The following is an 18,059-nucleotide window of genomic DNA, read 5'->3' on the forward strand; positions in this document are numbered from 1 at the left end:
GGTTGGCAACAGACGGTGCGTCAGATTTCATACGCGGCACGGGATTTGTTGACCTGAGTGCCTCTTTCAGGGCTCAGACCCGGAGGGCTAACGTCCGCACATGACCCCCACACTGCAACAGCTGCGATACCTCGTCGCCGTCGCTGACTGCCGCTCCATCACAGCCGCAGCGTGCTCCGTCTACATCGCCCAGCCCGCCCTCTCCCGGTCCATCCAGTCTCTGGAGCGGGATCTCGGCGTGACACTCCTGGACCGCAGGGGCCGGCGCGCGACCCTGACCGCCGAGGGCACCCGAGTCGTGCGTCTGGCGCGGACGGTTCTCGACGCCGTCGGAGCGATCGAGGACGTCGGCACGGCCCGCAGGAGTGCGCTGCGCGCCACCGTGAAAGTGGCCGCGACGCCTGCCCTCTGCGGTGTGATCGCCGCCGATCTCGTGCCCTCGTTCGTGGAGCGCCACCCGGAGATCGACGTACGGCTGCTCCGGCACGACAGCCGTGAGGCACTCGAGCGCGCCCTGGTCGACGGTGCGGCCGAACTGGGGCTGGTCCATCTGCCGGTGGACCAGGAGCTGTCGGCGTACCGCCTCCAGGACCGTGAGATCGTGCTGATTTCGCCACCGGGCTCGGAGCTGCCCGACCCGGTGCCGCTGCGGATGCTGGGCGGGCTGAGGGTGGTGCTCCCTCCCCTCGGTACGGGCCGGCGTACCGAGCTCGAAGCGATGTTCGGCCGGCTCGGTGTGCGCCCGCTGGCCGTGGCCGAGAACGATGAGCGAACGGCCCCACGGACTGGCGGTGTCACGGAGGAACGCGGGTCGCTCATCGGATACCGGGACACGGTGTTCCGGGTGTTCCATCACCGGGTGGAGGTCCGCTCGTTCAGCCCGCCCCTCTTACGGCCGGTCGGTATCGCACACCAGCCCGGCCCGCTCAGTGCCGCCGCCCGCAGCTTTCTTGTCCACGCCCGGCACAGCGCACCGGCGGGAGCGCCCGCGTCGTAGACCTGCCGGCCGGATCGCACCGGTACCGGAGTGCCGGCGTCCGGGGAGAGCGCCGTTCCGGTGTGCGTGATCTGCCGGTGTCACGGGCACGCGAAGTGTCATGGGACATCTGAAGCGGTGGGAGCAGGCCCTTGAGCGCTGGCAGGACGGGCTGCTCGCCAAGGTCATTCATCGGGACCCGGTGGAACTGGTCGACGCGCTGCGAGGCGAGTGCGACACCCATGCGGTGGTGTGCAGCCAGAGCCGCGTCGTCGTGCCCAACGCGTACGAGATCGAACTGACCCGCAGTGTGCACAAGGAGCTGCTGCGGCGCGTCGGGGAGGTCGGGCGGGCGCTGACGGACTCGCTCGCCCGCCATGGGGAGGCGCAGGGATACGAGTGGGCCGGTCCGCTGACCGTGCGCGTCACCACCTCGTCGGCGCAGTTGCCCAACGGCCGCTATCGGGTGGCCAGCCGGGCCATGCCCCATGTCCGCGCCGACGCGTTCCCCTCGACCACGAACTGAACGGCACGGTCAAGTCGGGCGGCCGGCGCTCACGCCGGCGCTCCCGGATCCCGCGACTCCGACGGTCCCGGATCCGCAGGCCGTTGCGACAGACGTTCCGCGGCTACGGGCGCGGGCAGCGGCTGTTCCGCCCAGATCGCCTTGCCCGTGGCCGTCAGGCGTGTGCCCCACCGTCGCGAGCACTGGGCCACCAGCAGCAGACCGCGTCCCCCTTCGTCGCTGTCGCGGGAACGGCGCAGATGCGGTGCGGTGGTGCTGTTGTCGAACACCTCGCACAGGAGCGAGTCGCCGTCGCGGATCAGACGCAGCACGACCGTGCCCGTGCTGTAGCGGATGGCGTTGGTGACCAGTTCGCTGACCATCAGCTCCGTCGTGAAGGCGAGGTCGTCCAGGCCCCAGGCGGCGAGCTGGCGGCCCGCCAGGGTGCGCGCGGTGGAGACGATCGCCGGATCCAGCGGCAGGGTCCAGGTGGCGACGGAGTCGGACGTGAGGGAGCGGGTGCGGGCCAGCAGCAGAACGGCGTCGTCGTCCGCCCGGTGTGGCCGCACGGCGGCCACGGCCTCGTCGCAACTGTCCGCCAGGGTCCGTCCCGGGTGGCCGAGGACGCGCTGGAGCCGGCCCAGCGCGTCGTCGGAGGCCCGGCGGCCTTCGATCAGCCCGTTGGTGTAGAGAGCCAGCAGACTTCCCTCGGGCAGTTCCATGTCCGCGGCCTCGAAGGGCAGCCCACCGAGGCCGAGCGGGGGTCCGGCCCCGCCGTCCAGGACCTGCGTGTGCCCGTCGGGCCGGACGAGCACGGGCGGCGGGTGTCCGGCGCGGGCGAAGGTGCACAGCCGGGAGACGGGGTCGTAGACGAGGTACACACAGCTGGCGCCGGCATGCTGGTCGCTCGTCGCGTCGCCCGCGAGCCGGGTGCGTTCCTCGGTCATGCGGGCCATCAGGTCGTCCAGGCGCGACAGCACCTCGTCCGGCTGGAGGTCCATCGCGGCCAGTGTGGAGACGGCGGTCCGCAGCTGCCCCATGGTCGTGGCGGCCGCCAGGCCGTGGCCGTCGACGTCACCCACCACGAGCGCGACCCTGCCTCCGGACAGCGTGAGGAGATCGAACCAGTCCCCGCCGGCGTCATGACCGGGCAGGTACCGGTGTGCGGTCTCCACGGCGGAGACTCGCGGCAGGGCGGGAGGCAGCAGCCCGCGCTGGAGCGTACGGGCGGTCGCGTGCTCACGCTCGTACCGGCGGGCGTTGTCCAGACTCAGGGCCATCCGGCCGGCCACCTCGGCGGCGATCGCGAGATCGTCCTCGTCGAACGGGTCGGAGTGCTTGTTCCGCCGGACCACGGCCACGCCCAGCGCCACTCCGCGGGTGACGAGAGGCAGCACCAGGACGGAGCCGGATTCCTCGTCGGCCGGGCCGCGCCCGCCGGTGCCCGGGACGCCCGGATCGACGCCGGGCTGCTGGATGAGCCGCGGCCGGTGATCGACAACGCTCTGGGTGTACGGAGTCGGCGGATCGAGGCTGATCAGCGGCATCGGACCGGCCTGATCACCGTCCGCGCCGGTGCTCTCCGCGTCGCGACGGGCGACGCGTCTCAGCGGCAGGTGCGCTTCCACCGGACCGGCCGGGGGCTCGCCTCCGCGCAGCACACAGTCGAACAGATCGACCGTCGCGGCATCGGCCAGCGCCGGGACCGCGAACCCGACGAACTCCTCTGCCGTGCCGGTCATGTCGAGCGTCCTGCCGATCCGCTCGCCGGCCTCGTTGAGCAGCATCACGCGGGTGCGGGCGCGGTACTGCGCCGTCACATCGGTGACCTCCGCCGCCACTCCGACCCGGTCGGCCGCGTCGCCGCGGCCCTGGAGCCGGAAGGCCGAGATGGACGCCACGTACTCGCGGGTCGGGTCGGTGGGCGGAAACCCGCGCTGCTCGAAGTCGATCACGGCTTTCCCGGTGTCGAGCACCCGCCTCAGCATCGCCTCGATCGCCTCGGTGTCGAAGCCGGGTATCACTTCCCCGAGGCGGCGGCCCGTGTTGTCCTCGACGGCCACCCCCCGCCATCCGCGCGCCGCGCTGTTCATGCGGATGAGCCTGAGGTCCTTGTCGACCAGGTAGAGGCCCGTGGGGGACTCGGTGAACAGCGCCTCCAGGAGGGCGTCGCTCCACTCACGTCCGGGAGGACGCGGCTCGATCGGGTCGCCCACTCCGCTCTCCTCCCTTCTCGGCCGCGGCCGGTCCCTTCATGGCCGCGGCCGGACACCCGGCCCGCTGACGAGACCGTCGTGGTGGCGAGCCGGGAAAGCAGGGGCTGACGGAGGCATGCCGTGAGGAGACCGGTCAGTGCGCCGAGGCCGAGGACTCCGAGTGGCGGGGTGCGCAGAGTGCCCAGATCACGAAGCCGTCGATGGCGATCAGCACCACGGCCCAGAACGGGGCGTACGGCAGCCACAGGAAGTTCGCCAGCATGGCCAGACCGGCGAGCGCGATCCCGGCCACCCTGGCCCAGGTGGAGCCCTGGAAGAGGGCGAACCCGGCGATCACGATGACGATGCCCAGGATCATATGGATCCAGCCCCACCCGGTGAGGTCGAACTGGAAGACGTAGTTGCGCGTGGCGACGAACACGTCGTCCTTGGCGATGGCGGCGATGCCCGCGAAGAGGGTCATGAGACCACCGAAGATCATCATGACGCCGGCGAACACCGTCCAGCCGGTGACGAACCCGCTGCTGGTGGAACTCCGTGACGTGGAGTGCGGTCGGGCCCCGCTCACATGACTGGTCATGGTCTGCTCCTTCACCCCGCTGCGAGGCCTCCCGGGCGGTTTGCCGTAGGCCGATCGGGTTACTTCCACACTCCGCGTGTTCGCCACCGTTCGCACCTCGGGACACACGCCGCCACGGGCGCGCCACGCCCGGTGTCCGGGGCACGGGCCGGCCGCCCGCACGTCCGCGGCCGGGGCGCACGCCCCGCATGGGACCGCGTTGCCCCGCGGCCGGTCCGGATCCGCGACGAGAGCCCGACCTGCGGGGGCGCGGTGTCACCACGTGTCCGCTCGTTCCGCGGGTCCGGCCTCCGAGCGTGCCCCGCCCCGGTGGGGCGTGACGAGCCGCGCCGATTGCGGCGATAGCATCGGTGTCCGCTCGCTCTACGACAAAGGCGGTTCCGCACGATGGCTGACGAGGCCTGTCTCTTCCTGCTTCCCGACCGTTCTCCGCTGCTGGGGGCAGCGCTCGGCGCGGTCGGCGACCTGGAGTGCGTGGAGACCCCGGCGGTCCGCGGCTGGCTGGACGCCCACGGTGTGTCGGCCTCCTCCGAGCAGGTGCGGATCCTGCCGGGCGGTTCCGAGGTGTTCATTCCCGAGGACGTCGACCGGCTGCCCGTTCCGCTGAGCGAGGAGGAGACCTTCCGCGTGCATGAGCAGTGCGCTCCTCAGGCGGTGACCGACATGGAGAACGAGCTTCTCGGGTTCCGGGAGGTCACGCAGGACTGGGAAGCCCTGGTGCACCGCGCCCTGGCGGCCGGCGTCCCCGCTCCGCGCATCGCCCGCCTCACCGGTCTGGACCCCCAGGACATCGCCCGGCTCACCGGGGTCGCTCGGGCCTGACGGCCGGCCAGGTGGCTCGGTGGTCGCCGTCGGCACCGGGCACCGGGCACCGGGCACCGGGCACCGGGCACCGGGCACCGGGCGAGCCTCACTCGTTCCTGCGCCGTGACCCGTTCACGGGGCCGTGGTGTGCCGGCGCTTCGCCCACAGAGGCAGGACGAACCAGCAGAGCACGTACCAGGCGAACACGCCGCTGACGATCCAGGGGACGATGTGGTCGTGCGTGGCCGCCCGCAGGATCAGCAGGAGCGCCGAGACCAGCGTGGCCAGCAGCAGAAGCAGTCCGACGAACGTGAGCCGCGAAGCCCACTGCACCGCATGCGGTTTGATGCGTCGTCCGGAGACGATCCGGTGGAAGGCGACGGGCGCGATGAGGGCGCCCACGGCTGCCGCACCGAGCACCACAGTGATCATGTAAATGGTCTTGTCGGTGCCCGAGAGCGTCACGAACCGGGGAGTGAAGACGACCGTCAGCAGAAAGCCGAACATGATCTGCACACCGGTCTGAGCGACGCGTATCTCCTGGACGAGTTCGCCCCACTGCCGGTCGGCCCGCTCGTCCGGCGTCTCGTCACGGCCGTCAGATCTGACGGCGTCCTGCTGCGCTTCCGTCGCCATCGAGGTCCCCTCCCCATCGGTGAATGATCCATGTCCGCATCAGGTACCCGGGAATCCGCTGATCAGACCGCTGCGGTCGGCCCGGGCCCTCGCGCACGTACGACGGATCCCGGGCGCGGACGACGACGGCGCTCGGGCGGATCAGCCGGCGGAGCGGCGGCCGGCCGAAGAGTGCACGCCCGACCGGTACTTGGGGAGCCGCATCGTGATCTTCATGCCCGCACCGACACCGGTCTCGATGACGAGGCCGTAGTCGTCCCCGTACACCTGGCGCAGTCGCTCGTCGACGTTGGAGAGGCCGATGCCCGATGTCGCGGGCCGTTCCCCCGCGAGAATCGCTCGCAGCACGGCCGGGTCCATTCCCACGCCGTCGTCCTCGATGGTCACCATGGCCTCGGCACCGGCGTCCTGGGCGGCGATGGTGACCCGGCACTCGTTCCTGGAGTCCTCCAGGCCGTGTTTGACGGCGTTCTCGACGAGCGGCTGAAGACAGAGGAACGGCAGCGTCACCGGCAGCACTTCGGGGGCGACCTGGAGGGTCACCTTCAGCCGGTCGCCGAACCGGGCCCCGGCCAGCGCCAGATACTGCTCGATGGACCGCAGTTCGTCGGCGAGGTTGGTGAAGTCGCCGTGCCGCCGGAAGGAGTAGCGGGTGAAGTCGGCGAACTCCAGCAGCAGTTCGCGGGCGCGCTCGGGGTCGGTCCGGACGAACGAAGCGATCGCCGCGAGGGAGTTGAAGATGAAGTGCGGCGAGATCTGGGCCCGCAGCGCGCGGATCTCCGCCTCGATCAACCGGGTCCGGGACCGGTCCAGTTCGGCCAGCTCCAGCTGTACGGACACCCAGCGGGCCACCTCGGTCGTCGCCCGCACCAGCACCGCCGACTCCCGGGAGCCGTAGGCGACGAGCGCGCCGAGCACTCCTTCCTCACCGGTCAGCGGGGCGATCACCGCCCAGCGCAGCGGGCATTCCAGCTCGTCGCAGTCGGTGCGCACACTCATGCTGCGCCCCGACTCCAGCATCTCGGCGACGCGCTCCATCACCCGCTGTTCGTGATGATCGGCGGCCGGCCCGTCCCAGGCGAGCACGCTCTCCCGGTCGGTGAGACACAGCGCCTCGGTGCCGAGCAGGGAACGCAGCCGGCGGGCGGCCTTGCGGGCCGTGTCCTCGGTGAGTCCGGCCCGCAGGGGCGGTGCGGCGAGCGAGGCGGTGTGCAGCGTGTGAAAGGTGGCCCGTTCGACGGGTGTGCCCAGGTCGAGGTCCCTCTCCCCGCCACGGCGTGCGGTGAACCGGCCCACGACGACACCGATCACGAGGAGGACGACACCTGCCGCCGCGAGTGCGGCCAGTCCGGTCCCGGTCATCGCTCCGCTCCCTCCGGCTGGGGTCTGCCGACGAGATCCTCCGGCAGATGAAGTCGCGCCAGCATGGCGGTGGCCCCCGGCGGTATGTGGCGTGCGGTGGCGAGCGACACCAGCACCATGGTGAGGAAGCCGAGAGGTACGGACCAGACGGCCGGCCAGGCCATCAGGGTGTGCGGCCAGCCCTCGGGCGCGAGTCCGGCGCGGGTGGCCATCACCGCCGTGAGCGCCGTGCCGCCGCCGATGACGAGGCCCGCCGCGGCGCCCGGCGGGGTGAGTCTTCGCCACCAGATGCCGAGCACCAGCAGCGGACAGAACGAGGACGCCGACACGGCGAACGCCAGCCCGACGGCATCGGCGACCGGGACGTTCGTGGCGACGACGCTCACGGCGAGTGGAACCGCCATGGCGAGCAGGGTCGCGAGCCGGAAGTGGCGTACGCCGCGTGAGGGCAGGACGTCCTGGGTGATCACGCCCGCGACGGACATGGTCAGCCCGGACGCGGTGGACAGGAAGGCGGCGAACGCGCCGCCCGCGAGCAGCGCACCCAGCAGATCGCCCGCGATCCCGCCGACGACTCGCTCCGGAAGCACCAGCACGGCGGCGTCCGCGTCCCCGGTGAGGGCGAGTTCGGGTGCGTAGATCCGGCCGAGTGCGCCGTACACGGGAGGCAGCAGATAGAACGCGCCGATCAGCCCCAGCACGACGAGCGTGGTGCGGCGCGCGGCGCGTCCGTTGGGACTCGTGTAGAAGCGGACGGCCACATGCGGGAGGCCCATCGTGCCGAGGAAGGTGGCGAGGATGAGCCCGTACGTCGCATACAGGTGATAGCCGTCGCGGCCGCCGGACAGCGGCTGCGACCAGCTCGCCGGATCGTCGCCGGTGAAGGCCCGTTCGGGCACCTCCGCGCCTTGGGGGAAGCCGAGGCGGGTACCGGCGTCGATCCGGTGGGTGCCCTCGCCGAGGGTGACGGTGCGGTTGTCGTACGCGGTGCCGTCGATCTCCCCGCGGACCGTGAGGGTGAGCGGCTTCTCCAGTTCCACGCGTACGGTGTCGCCCACCCGGACGACGGTGTGCTCGCGCAGCAGCGCGGGCGCGTCGAAACGGGCTCTCGGGGCGTCGTCGTGGGCCCAGGCCGCGACGAGGAAGAGCGCGGGCACGAGCAGTGCGGTGAGTTTGAGCCAGTACTGGAAGGCCTGGACGAAGGTGATGCTGCGCATGCCGCCCGCCGCGACCGCACCGGTGACGACGACGGCCACGACGAGTCCGCCCACCCAGTCGGGTGCGCCGGTGAGGATCTCCAGGGTGAGGCCCGCGCCCTGGAGTTGGGGCAGGAGATAGAGCCAGCCGATACCGACGACGAAGAGGCTGGCGAGCCGGCGCACGGCGGCGGACTCCAGCCGGGCCTCGGCGAAGTCGGAGAGGGTGTAGGCCCCGGAACGGCGGAGGGGCGCGGCCACCAGTACCAGCAGGACGAGGTAGCCGGCGGTGTATCCCACCGGGTACCAGAGCATGTCCGGCCCCTGGAGCAGCACCAGCCCCGCGATGCCGAGGAAGGACGCGGCGGAGAGGTACTCACCGCTGATGGCCGCCGCGTTGAGGCCGGGTTTCACCGTGCGTGAGGCGACGTAGAAGTCCGAGGTTGTGCGCGATATTCGCAGCCCGAGCGCGCCGATGAGCACCGTGGCGAGCACCACCACGGTGACGGCGGTGACCGCGTAGGTCTGGTTCATCTCCGCCCGCCCGGCCGCCGTGCGCCGGTCCGGTCACCGGGCCCTGCCGTCCGCGGCACCCGTCAGCGTCCTTCGACGAGCCGGGTGAAGTCCTCTTCGTTGCGCTCGGCCCGGCGGACGTACCAGCGGGCCGTCAGCCACATCACGGGGTAGACGGCGAGGCCGAGCGCCGCCCAGACGAACGGTTCGGGCGAGGCCAGGGTGCCGTCGAACACGGCAGGGAGCGCGAACAGCAGGGGCAGCGAGCCGACGAGCAGGGCAAGGGTGCCGAGTGCGTAGAGCGCGGCTCTCAGCTGGCTGCGCATGAGAGAGCGCACATAGGTGGCGCCGAGGGTTGTCTGCTCGCTGATCTCGGAGCGGGCGGGCGCGTGGCCGGGAGCCCGCCGGGCGCTGCGCGGTACGCCGGTGACGACTTCACGTCGGGGGTGTTGCTCTGCAGACATCGTCGTCCGCTCCAGCGTCTCTCGTCGGGCTCGGGGGAGATGTGGAGTCTACGCAGGAGCGATTACCGACGGTAGACACAGAACGGACGGCGATACGGAACCGGAAGCGTCCCTACCGTCCGGGGTGCGGACGAGCGCTACACGCCCTGGAGGCGGAGGGCCCAGGAGTACCGCCCGGGGAAGTCCGCGACTTCACGTTCCGGAGGCATGCCGGGGGTTTCAAGCCACATACAGGGCAAGGTTGTTCAACTATTGACTGCATCCGAGGCCGCTGCCATGGTCTGGACCAGGCGCCAGCCCCGCTTCCCCGCGCGACAGCCCCGCACTCCTGAGTCCCACCCCTCCACCGGTCCCCAGCCGCATGTCCGGCATGCCCGCCGAGCCCGCGCGTCCCCCATGGCGCGGGACCGGCGGCCCATGGTGTGCGGCTCGCGAAAAGGAGACAGACAACGATGTCCCTCATTCCGCTCGCGCGCCTTCTCCCGAGACGCCGCTCGTTGGGACGATCCGGCGCCGCCCTGGCGATCGCGGCCGTGTTCACCGCCTTGTTCACCGCCCCCGCCCAGGCCGCGGACGGCCGGATCAGCGGGCTGGGCGGCAAGTGTGTCGACGTGGCCGGGGCGAGCAACGCCAATGGGACGCCCGTGCAGCTCTACGACTGCAACGGCAGCAACGCGCAACGGTGGTCCCTCCCGGGCGACGGCACGGTCCGGGCACTCGGCAAGTGTCTCGACATCGTCGACCGCGGCACGGCGGACGGTTCACTCGTCCAGCTGTGGGACTGCGCCGGCACGCCGAACCAGCAGTGGGTCGTGTCCGGCGCCAACGACATCGTCAACCCCCAGGCGAACAAGTGCCTGGACGTCCGCGACCGCAGTACGGCCAACGGCACCCGGCTCCAGATATGGACGTGTTCGGGCCAGTCGAACCAGAAGTGGTCGGCGCCCGGTAGCGGGAACCCGCAGCCCGGTGGCTTCGTGGTCAGCGAGTCCCAGTTCAACCAGATGTTCCCGGGCCGCAACTCCTTCTACACCTACAGCGGCCTGACCGCCGCGCTCAGCGCCTACCCCGGTTTCGCCAACACCGGCAGCGACACCGTGAAGAAGCAGGAAGCCGCCGCCTTCCTCGCCAACGTCTCCCACGAGACCGGCGGACTGGTCCACGTCGTCGAGCAGAACACCGCCAACTACCCGCACTACTGCGACTGGAGCCAGCCCTACGGCTGCCCCGCCGGCCAGGCCGCCTACTACGGCCGCGGCCCCATCCAGCTCAGCTGGAACTTCAACTACAAGGCCGCCGGCGACGCCCTCGGCATCGACCTGCTCGGCAACCCCTGGCAGGTCGAACAGAACGCCGCCATCGCCTGGAAGACCGGCCTCTGGTACTGGAACACCCAGAACGGCCCCGGCACCATGACCCCCCACAACGCCATGGTCAACCAGGCCGGCTTCGGCCAGACCATCCGCTCCATCAACGGCTCCCTGGAATGCGACGGCAAGAACCCCGCCCAGGTCCAGAGCCGCGTCACCAAGTACCAGCAATTCACCCAGATCCTCGGCGTCGCCCCCGGCGGCAACCTGTACTGCTGAGATCCGTACGCCCGACGAACACGGCGCGGCCCGGGATTCCCGGGCCGCGCCTTCGCGTCCCACGGATCTTACGGACCGTCAGGTATTGGACACGCAAGCCCTCTTGCTGCCTTGGCATGACACCGTCATTCTTGTCGGCGGGCCGGGTTCTACCCGCATAGACAACCGGCCGCACCTCGCACGTCCCTGCACAGGCTCACCCCCCACCTCACAGGAGACTCGCGTGACCAAGCACCGGTACCGGTACAGAACGACCGTCGTGTGTGCCGCCCTCTCCGCTCTCAGCCTCCTCGCCGTCCCGGCCACCTCGGCCGCGGCAACCGCCCCAACCTCCTCCGCGGAGGCCCCCTCCTCCGCACACCCGGCGGACGGCATACGCGCCCACGCCGTCGCCGGCATCGAGGACCGTACGGCCCGAACGCTCGCCGCGTCCCTCGGCCGGCCGGCCTGGCGAACCGAGATACGAAACGCCGCCCTCGCCTCCCCCGCGGTGACGCTCGGCTCGCTCGTCGACAAGCCCGGCTCACCTGCCGCCGAGAGCCTGAAGTCCGCCATCGCCGATGCCGACCGCGACCTCGCCCGGGCCAAGGGACTCCGCGCCGGTACGGGCTCGCTCCTGCAACTGCGCCTCGGCGACAGCTCCATGCGCCGGGCGCTCGGGGCAGGAGCCGAGCCCCTGGTGGCCGCCGCGCCCTCCGACGACGACACCACCGCCGTCACGGCCTACGACAGCCGCGGCCGCACCCACCTGCTGGACATGCGGAAGATCCCCGAACGCCCCGTTTATGTGATCGACCTCGACGGTGACAAGGCCGTGGCCGCGGGCATGGCCGTCCTGCGCGAGCAGTTCGCCGCCCATGGCCTCACCGGCCCGGCGACAGCTCCGGCAGCCGCCACCGCGAACGGATTCTGGACCAGCCGCATCTCCTCGGTCCGGCTGTCCGACGACGAGGAGCCGTGGGTCAAGGGTGACGCCGAGATCTACTCCCTGGTGACCGGATTCGGCCTCGACGGCAAGGTGCGCGTCGACCCGGTCGACATGCCGTACCTCGACGAGGACGGGAAGACCTACAGCCCCAACCAGATCCTGGTCAACTGGTCGTCCTACAAGTACAACCTCGCCGACGTGGTGATGATGGAGGAGGACGGCAGTACCAACTACCGGGCCCTCGCGACGGCCATCGCCGGTGTCCTGCTCACCATCGCCGACCTGGGCGCGTACATTCCCCTGGTCAACGCCGTCCTGGACGCCATGCCCGACGACTGGTGGACCGACGATCCGGACTACGTGGACTCCTGGTACACACTCGCCCAGTCGCTGTCCGGCTCGTCCGGCGGGGCTCGGGGCAACGGCTCGATGACGTTGGAGCCCTACTGGGTCTCCGGCTTCTAGCGTCAGTCGGTCGCTCCGATCCGCCCGCCCTCTTCGGGGGGGGACGGACCGGGGCTCCTTCGGCCGGTCCTGCGACCGCGTCACATGCTCGTGGTACCGCCCGGCAGCGTCGGCGGCCCCGGCTGCGCGCCGACCCGTGCGGTCGCCCAGTCGAGGCGGAGGATGGCCAGGTCGTCCGTGTGGCGCCCGGCGTTGAGCTCGCTGACAGCGGCGATCAGCCGGTCGAGATGACTGTCCGGGTCGTCCGAGGACAGGCGGTTGATGAGCGCCAGGAGCCCGTCCGGACCGAGTCGGTCGCCGCCCTCGCCCGCATGCCCTTCGAACAGGCCGTCGGTGTACAGGGTCAGGGTGCCCACCCGGGGAAGCCGCAGGGTGGTCGGGGGCCAGTGTTCGACTCCGGGTGCGATGCCCAGGCCGATCCCGTGCTGGGCCACGACCTCCCTGGTCGCGCCGGAATCCGTGAGCAGCGGTTCGTGGTGGCCCGCGAGGTGGATCGTGGCCGTGCTCGCGGACAGGTCGAGGGTGACCAGCGAGCAGGTCGCGAACATGTCCGTCTGGGCGCGTTCGGCCACCAGCATCCGTTCGAGCAGACGCAGCAGTTCGTGGCCCCCGTGGCCGCCCAGGACCAGCGCGCGCCAGGTGATGCGCAGGCAGACCCCCAGAGCGGCCGCGTCGGGACCGTGACCGCTGACATCGCCGATGACCGCGTGCACGAGTCCGTCGTCGGTCTCGACGACATCGAGGAAGTCGCCGCCCAGCAGGGCGCGTTCACGGCCTGGCAGATAGCGGCTGGTCGCCGTGACGACGGGGGTCCCGGCGATGCCGAGCATGGGCTGCGGGAGCAGGCCGCGCTCCAGCCGGGCGTTCTCCTGCGCGCGCAGATGTCCGGCCTGGAGGTCGGCACCGGCGCGTTCGGTCTGCTTTCGCTGTACGGCGTAGCGCACTGCTCGCTGCAACAGCTCGGGCTCGACCTTGTCCTTGACCAGATAGTCCTGGGCGCCCGCCGCCAGCGCGTCGGCGCCGGCCTGCGACTCGGCCAGACCGGTCAGGACGATGACGGCCGCCTCCGGCGCCGCCTCCAGGATCGCCGACACACCGCTCAGCCCCACCGCGTCCGGCAGATGCAGATCCAGCAGGACGCAGTCGACCGCCCGGCCCTCCAGCTCGGTCCGCGCCTCACTCAGCGTCTTGTGCCACAGGAGTGTGTACGCGAGCTCGGTGTCGGCGAGGTATTCGCGCACGAGTACCGCGTCTCCCGCGTCGTCCTCGACGAGCAGGATGCGGTAGTGGGGATCGGGCGAGCCGGCTGGCATCACGGTCTCGGTTCTCCGGTGGTGTCGTCGCCCTCGACGGGTGTGTGGACAGGAAGAGTGAAGAGGATCCGCGTCCCCTTGCTGTGCGTGGTGTCGATGGCAATGGTGCCGCCGTGGAATTCCACGATCTTCTTGCACATGGCAAGGCCGATACCACTGCCGGGATAGGCGTCCTTGGTATGCAGACGCTGGAAGATGACGAAGACCTTGTCCGCGAACTCCGGGCTGATACCGATACCGTTGTCGGTGACCGCGAATCTCCACAGATCGCCGTCGCGCTCCGCCTCGACGTGAATGCGCGGTTTCCGCTCGGGGCTACGGAATTTCACCGCGTTGGCGATCAGGTTCTGCCACAGCATGCCCAGCTGCGTGGCATCCCCCACGACCGTGGGCAGCGGATCGCGGGTGATCTCCGCCCCGGACTCCTCGATGGCGACGCTCAGTGCCTCCACGGTGCGGTCGGCGATCGTGTCCAGTTCGACGACGTCCTGCTGGTTGTGGATGCGCCCGACGCGGGAGAACGCCAGCAGATCGTTGATGAGCCGCTGCATGCGGTTGGCGCCGTCGACGGCGAAGCCGATGTACTGGTCCGCCCGGTCGTCCAGTTGCCCGGCGTACCGGCGCTGCAGGAGCTGAGTGAAACTCGACACCTTCCGCAGCGGCTCCTGGAGGTCGTGCGAGGCGACGTAGGCGAACTGTTCCAGTTCGGCGTTGGAGCGCCGCAGGTCGGCCGCCTGCTCGTCCAGCAACCGCCGTGACTCCTCGGCGAGGCCGAGCTCGTCCGACAGGCGTTGCCGCATCGCTTCCACGTCTTCGGCCAGCCGGCGAAGGTCGGCGGGCCCGGTCGCGGTGATGGCGTGATCGAACCTGCCTTCGGTGACGAGCCGTACGTCCCTGCCGAGCCGTGCCAGCGGGTCGGTGATGCCCCGCCGCAGCCCTTCGAAGACCAGCCCGGCCAGCACCAGGATCACCAGGCCGATCGCGATGAACACACCGTTGCGCAGTTCGGTCGCCCGGTCGAGGTCGGAGCCGGCCGCGGTCCGCGCGTCCTGGAGGTAGTCCTGCTGCCGGCTCATCGCCTGTCGAAGAGCGTCGAACGTGGTCTTGCCCTCCTCGGCCCGCTGGGTGGCGAGTGTCACAGCGGGACCGGAGGCTGCGGCCGCGATCGGGCGGGTGATCCGCTCCTGCCACTTCTCCACCTGCACCAGCACCGTGTCCAGGTCGGCCTGCGCGCGTTCGTCGCCGCGGACCAGCGGATGCAGTCGGTCCCGGGCCGCCTTCTCGTCGGCCAGGCCCTTCGTGTACGGACCGAGGAACTGCTGATTGCCGGCCAGTCCGTAACCGCGTACGCCTGTCTCCTGGTTGAGGAGCGCCGCTTCCAGCCGCACGGAGTTGATCAGCGCGGGCGAGCGGATGTCGACCAGCTGATGGGTGAGGTCCGAGGTACGGCCCATCGTCCATATCCCGATGGTTCCGAGCACCGCCAGCACCGCCAGGGCCGCTCCCACACCCACCCGCAGCCACCGCCGGGTGGTCCAGGTCGCCCACCCGCGGCCCCCGCCGGGTCTGTCCCCGGTTTGCTCTGTCACCACGCTGTTCTGCCCTCCGCTTGGCCGCTGTCCGAGCCCCCGCGGCAGGCGCCACTTTAGCTGCTGTACGACAACTGTTGTTGTTCTCCGCTGTGCCGCCCGCCTAAGGTGAGGTTGCCTGCTGCCGCAGGCGGGAACCGGTTACGGCGAACACTCGCCACCGCCCCGAGCACCACCCACCGACCGCACCGGAGCCGATGATGATGACCGCCACCGCACGCCCTTACGACGTGCTGCTGGTCGAGGACGACCTCGCCGACGCCATGCTCATCGGGGACGCTCTCTCCGAACGCGGTGCCCGCAACCTCACCCAGGTCGAGGACGGCATGGCCGCGCTGGACTACCTGCGCAATTCCGAGAACCCGAAGCCCGATCTGATCGTGCTCGATCTCAACATGCCTCGCATGAACGGCCGGGAACTGCTCGCCATCATCAAGGAGGACCAGGCCCTGCGCACGATCCCGGTCGTCGTCCTGACCACGTCGGCCGCCCCCGACGACGTCACGGGCGCCTACCAGAGCCACGCCAATGCGTATGTGACGAAGCCGGTCAATCTCGACGACTTCAACCGGGCCGTGCAGAGTATCGACGCGTTCTACCTCGACACCGCGACGAAGCTCCCCCGGGAATAGCAGGGCCCCCGGCCCCTCAGGGGCGGGGTCAGATCCCGTAGGGCTGGGTCGGTGCGTCCAGATCGGCCTTGCGCAGGCGGTACACCTGGAGCCGGAGGTCGTAGTACTTCTCGGTCTCGCCGACCCAGGCCATCCCGACGCGCCGGGCGGTCGCGGCACCCCGCGCGTTATTGGGCCGTACGACCGCGAACAGCTCGTCGATCCCCGACGCGAACGCGTGGTGGGCGACGGCGTGGCCGGCCTCGGCCGCCAGTCCCTTGCCCCATGCGTCCGGCGCCAGCTGCCAGGCGATCTCCAGGTCGACGTCGTACGGGGGCAGAGGCAACAGTGCCGCTCCCCCGACCAATTCACCGGTCTCCCGAAGGACGACGGCCCAGCGCCCCTGTGGCTGCTCGCGGGTCTCGGAGTCGGCGATCCAGTGATCGATGAGCGCCCGCATGGTCTGCGCGTCCGCCACGCGCTCCACGGCCGGTGCCAGCCAGCGGGCCACGTCGTCGGAACCGTAGACCGACAGGGCCGGCTCGGCGTCCTCCCGCTCCCAGGGCCGCAGAATGAGCCGCGGCGTAAGAATCCGGGAGCCTTCGACAACGACGCGGTGCTCGGACTCAGACATGCCGCCACATTAGCACCGGCCCATTTCATGAACGGGCAGCGCAACGGCACGGCGGGTTTGCAGGAATGCAGGTCACCGCGTCGCTTCGCATGGGGGCCGGATCACGGCAATCGAATACGTACGTGCCGCGCGATAAGGCGCTGGTGAATCCGGCCCGCGAATGCGTTCAGGAAATGCCGACCACTCCCGATCCCCGGGCCGACAGGCAAGGGGCGGGGAAAAGCGTGGGGCGGGGAAGGAACTGGTCCCAGTCCATCGCGGGGAACAGTTCGGCGGCCGTCTGCAGCAGACGCTGCGGCTGGCTGTGCAGACCCGTGACGGTGAGAGAGCCCTTCCGCGCACGGGCGGCGTCGCGCTGCTCCTGGAGCAGACGGAGGCCGGTGACATCCATGAAGGGGGTGTTCTCCAGGTTCCAGGTCACGTCCGTCACCGTGGCCGGCAGGGTCACTGCCGCCTCGATCTCGGGCAACGACTCGAAGTCGATGTCCGTGTGGAACGTGATGGTCGCGGTGGTGCCGCTGATCGTGGTGGTGGTCTTCATTGGGGCGGTCCCCCTTGCGGGGTCGGAAGCCCACGGCTGCCGGAGATGTCGCGAACCGGTCAGCGATGGAGGGGGCCGAATGCCCGTGAAGGGGGCAACGTTCGGAGACCCCTGTCCCCAGAACCTCTTGGCCAAAGAACCGGACACAGCCTCTTCTTCCTGCCAGCGTGGCACAGCGAGGACGGCCGGCGCCACCCCTCCCCCTCCCGCGCGCCTCACGCGCGGTCACCTTCCGCCTGGTCAAGGCAGGTTGGGAGCGACGCGCGGAGGGGCCCGCCCACCGTCTCCACCGGCGGCCGGAGTACCTCCCCGCCGCTGTCGTAGGGTGACCGTGTCGCCGTCACCGGACAGAGAGCCCGAGGTTTCCGTGCGCAATCTCACCATCGTGACCGGAGGCAGCCGTGGCATCGGCGCCGCGATCTGCGCACGGCTCGCCGCGGACGGCCACGACGTCGTCGTGGGCTACGCCTCCGACGCCACCGCCGCCGAGGCCGTCGCCACCACCGTCCGCGAGAACGGCCGGCGCTCGCTCGCCGTGCGGGTGGACACCTCCGACGAGGGCGATGTCGACCGGCTCTTCGACGCCGCGGCCGAGCTCGGCACGGTGACCGGACTGGTCAACAACGCCGGCGTCAGCGGGCCCAACGGTCCGCTCGCCGAGGCGGACGCGGACGGCATGCGGCGCGCCCTCGAAGTCAACGTCCTCGGGTATCTGTTGTGCGCCCGCCGTGCCGTGCGCGACATGACGCGGTCCGGCGGAGGCGCCGTCGTCAACGTCTCCTCGGCCGCGGCGACGCTCGGCAGCCCCGGCCAGTACGTGCACTACGCCGCCGCCAAGGCCGCCGTCGACACCATGACCGTCGGTCTGTCCAAGGAGGTGGCAGCCGACGGGATCCGGGTCAACTGCGTTGCTCCGGGCGTCATCTGGACCGACTTCCACGCGGACCCGCAGCGCCCCGGGAAGATGGCCGACACCATCCCCATGGGCCGGGCCGGGCAGCCCGAGGAGATCGCGGGCGCCGTGTCGTGGCTGCTCTCCGGTGATGCCTCCTTCGCGACGGGGACGATCATGCGGGTCGCCGGCGGAATGTGACGGGCTCCGGGTAACCGGCTGTGATGCTTCGACGAGGCATCCGG

The 18,059-nt window shown here is 70.5% G+C and carries 17 protein-coding genes; 7 read left to right on the top strand and 10 right to left on the bottom strand.

Annotated elements, in window-relative coordinates:
• The first annotated feature begins 100 nt into the window (after window positions 1–100).
• A complete protein-coding gene (locus RPQ07_RS03000) occupies window positions 101–997 on the top strand; it encodes a LysR family transcriptional regulator (protein ID WP_313942417.1) in 897 nt (298 codons plus the stop codon).
• A gap of 100 nt (window positions 998–1,097) precedes the next feature.
• Window positions 1,098–1,502, top strand: a complete 405-nt coding sequence (locus tag RPQ07_RS03005; protein WP_313942418.1) for a DUF3662 domain-containing protein — start codon at window positions 1,098–1,100, stop codon at window positions 1,500–1,502.
• A gap of 29 nt (window positions 1,503–1,531) precedes the next feature.
• On the opposite strand, the gene RPQ07_RS03010 is transcribed toward RPQ07_RS03005, so the two are convergent.
• Entirely contained in the window at window positions 1,532–3,697 is a 2,166-nt protein-coding gene (locus RPQ07_RS03010) for a SpoIIE family protein phosphatase (protein WP_313942419.1), read from the bottom strand.
• A 133-nt stretch (window positions 3,698–3,830) separates the two neighbouring features.
• The gene (locus RPQ07_RS03015) at window positions 3,831–4,277 is read right to left on the bottom strand and encodes a hypothetical protein (protein WP_391842656.1); all 447 of its coding nucleotides are present in this window, start codon (window positions 4,275–4,277) and stop codon (window positions 3,831–3,833) included.
• A gap of 387 nt (window positions 4,278–4,664) precedes the next feature.
• Between RPQ07_RS03015 and RPQ07_RS03020 the strand changes: the two genes are divergently transcribed.
• A complete protein-coding gene (locus tag RPQ07_RS03020) occupies window positions 4,665–5,099 on the top strand; it encodes a DUF6003 family protein (RefSeq protein ID WP_313942420.1) in 435 nt (144 codons plus the stop codon).
• Between the two features lie 114 nt (window positions 5,100–5,213).
• Here the strand turns inward: RPQ07_RS03020 and RPQ07_RS03025 are convergent, their stop codons facing one another.
• The 4 genes from RPQ07_RS03025 to RPQ07_RS03040 form a co-directional block, all read right to left on the bottom strand.
• Window positions 5,214–5,717: a DUF6328 family protein gene (locus tag RPQ07_RS03025; RefSeq protein ID WP_313942421.1), complete on the bottom strand. Its 504-nt coding sequence runs from the start codon at window positions 5,715–5,717 to the stop codon at window positions 5,214–5,216.
• A gap of 141 nt (window positions 5,718–5,858) precedes the next feature.
• On the bottom strand, window positions 5,859–7,079 hold the full coding sequence (locus RPQ07_RS03030; RefSeq protein WP_313942422.1) for a sensor histidine kinase: 1,221 nt from the start codon (window positions 7,077–7,079) through the stop codon (window positions 5,859–5,861).
• Window positions 7,076–8,809, bottom strand: a complete 1,734-nt coding sequence (locus RPQ07_RS03035) for a cation acetate symporter (RefSeq protein WP_313942423.1) — start codon at window positions 8,807–8,809, stop codon at window positions 7,076–7,078. Before RPQ07_RS03035 ends, RPQ07_RS03030 begins: the two co-directional genes overlap by 4 nt.
• A gap of 62 nt (window positions 8,810–8,871) precedes the next feature.
• Window positions 8,872–9,252 carry a hypothetical protein gene (locus RPQ07_RS03040; RefSeq protein WP_313942424.1) on the bottom strand — a complete coding sequence of 127 codons (381 nt, stop codon included), beginning with the start codon at window positions 9,250–9,252 and terminating at the stop codon, window positions 8,872–8,874.
• Between the two features lie 452 nt (window positions 9,253–9,704).
• On the opposite strand from RPQ07_RS03040, the gene RPQ07_RS03045 reads away from it, so the two are divergent.
• Both RPQ07_RS03045 and RPQ07_RS03050 read left to right on the top strand, forming a co-directional pair.
• A complete protein-coding gene (locus tag RPQ07_RS03045; protein ID WP_313942425.1) occupies window positions 9,705–10,841 on the top strand; it encodes a glycoside hydrolase family 19 protein in 1,137 nt (378 codons plus the stop codon).
• Between the two features lie 223 nt (window positions 10,842–11,064).
• On the top strand, window positions 11,065–12,234 hold the full coding sequence (locus RPQ07_RS03050) for a DUF3103 family protein (protein WP_313942426.1): 1,170 nt from the start codon (window positions 11,065–11,067) through the stop codon (window positions 12,232–12,234).
• Between the two features lie 80 nt (window positions 12,235–12,314).
• Here RPQ07_RS03050 and RPQ07_RS03055 read toward each other — a convergent pair whose 3' ends face one another.
• A complete protein-coding gene (locus RPQ07_RS03055) occupies window positions 12,315–13,547 on the bottom strand; it encodes a PP2C family protein-serine/threonine phosphatase (protein WP_313942427.1) in 1,233 nt (410 codons plus the stop codon).
• The gene (locus tag RPQ07_RS03060) at window positions 13,547–15,139 is read right to left on the bottom strand and encodes a sensor histidine kinase (protein ID WP_313942428.1); all 1,593 of its coding nucleotides are present in this window, start codon (window positions 15,137–15,139) and stop codon (window positions 13,547–13,549) included. Before RPQ07_RS03060 ends, RPQ07_RS03055 begins: the two co-directional genes overlap by 1 nt.
• A gap of 197 nt (window positions 15,140–15,336) precedes the next feature.
• On the opposite strand from RPQ07_RS03060, the gene RPQ07_RS03065 reads away from it, so the two are divergent.
• A complete protein-coding gene (locus RPQ07_RS03065) occupies window positions 15,337–15,768 on the top strand; it encodes a response regulator (protein ID WP_313942429.1) in 432 nt (143 codons plus the stop codon).
• A 28-nt stretch (window positions 15,769–15,796) separates the two neighbouring features.
• Here the strand turns inward: RPQ07_RS03065 and RPQ07_RS03070 are convergent, their stop codons facing one another.
• Both RPQ07_RS03070 and RPQ07_RS03075 read right to left on the bottom strand, forming a co-directional pair.
• The gene (locus tag RPQ07_RS03070) at window positions 15,797–16,381 is read right to left on the bottom strand and encodes a GNAT family N-acetyltransferase (RefSeq protein ID WP_313942430.1); all 585 of its coding nucleotides are present in this window, start codon (window positions 16,379–16,381) and stop codon (window positions 15,797–15,799) included.
• A gap of 166 nt (window positions 16,382–16,547) precedes the next feature.
• A complete protein-coding gene (locus RPQ07_RS03075) occupies window positions 16,548–16,922 on the bottom strand; it encodes an STAS domain-containing protein (RefSeq protein ID WP_313942431.1) in 375 nt (124 codons plus the stop codon).
• A gap of 367 nt (window positions 16,923–17,289) precedes the next feature.
• Between RPQ07_RS03075 and RPQ07_RS03080 the strand changes: the two genes are divergently transcribed.
• Window positions 17,290–18,015 carry an SDR family oxidoreductase gene (locus RPQ07_RS03080; protein ID WP_313942432.1) on the top strand — a complete coding sequence of 242 codons (726 nt, stop codon included), beginning with the start codon at window positions 17,290–17,292 and terminating at the stop codon, window positions 18,013–18,015.
• Window positions 18,016–18,059 lie beyond the last annotated feature (44 nt).

It is taken from the genome of Streptomyces sp. AM8-1-1 (assembly GCF_032229325.1).
In the GTDB taxonomy this organism is placed as follows: domain Bacteria; phylum Actinomycetota; class Actinomycetes; order Streptomycetales; family Streptomycetaceae; genus Streptomyces; species Streptomyces achmelvichensis.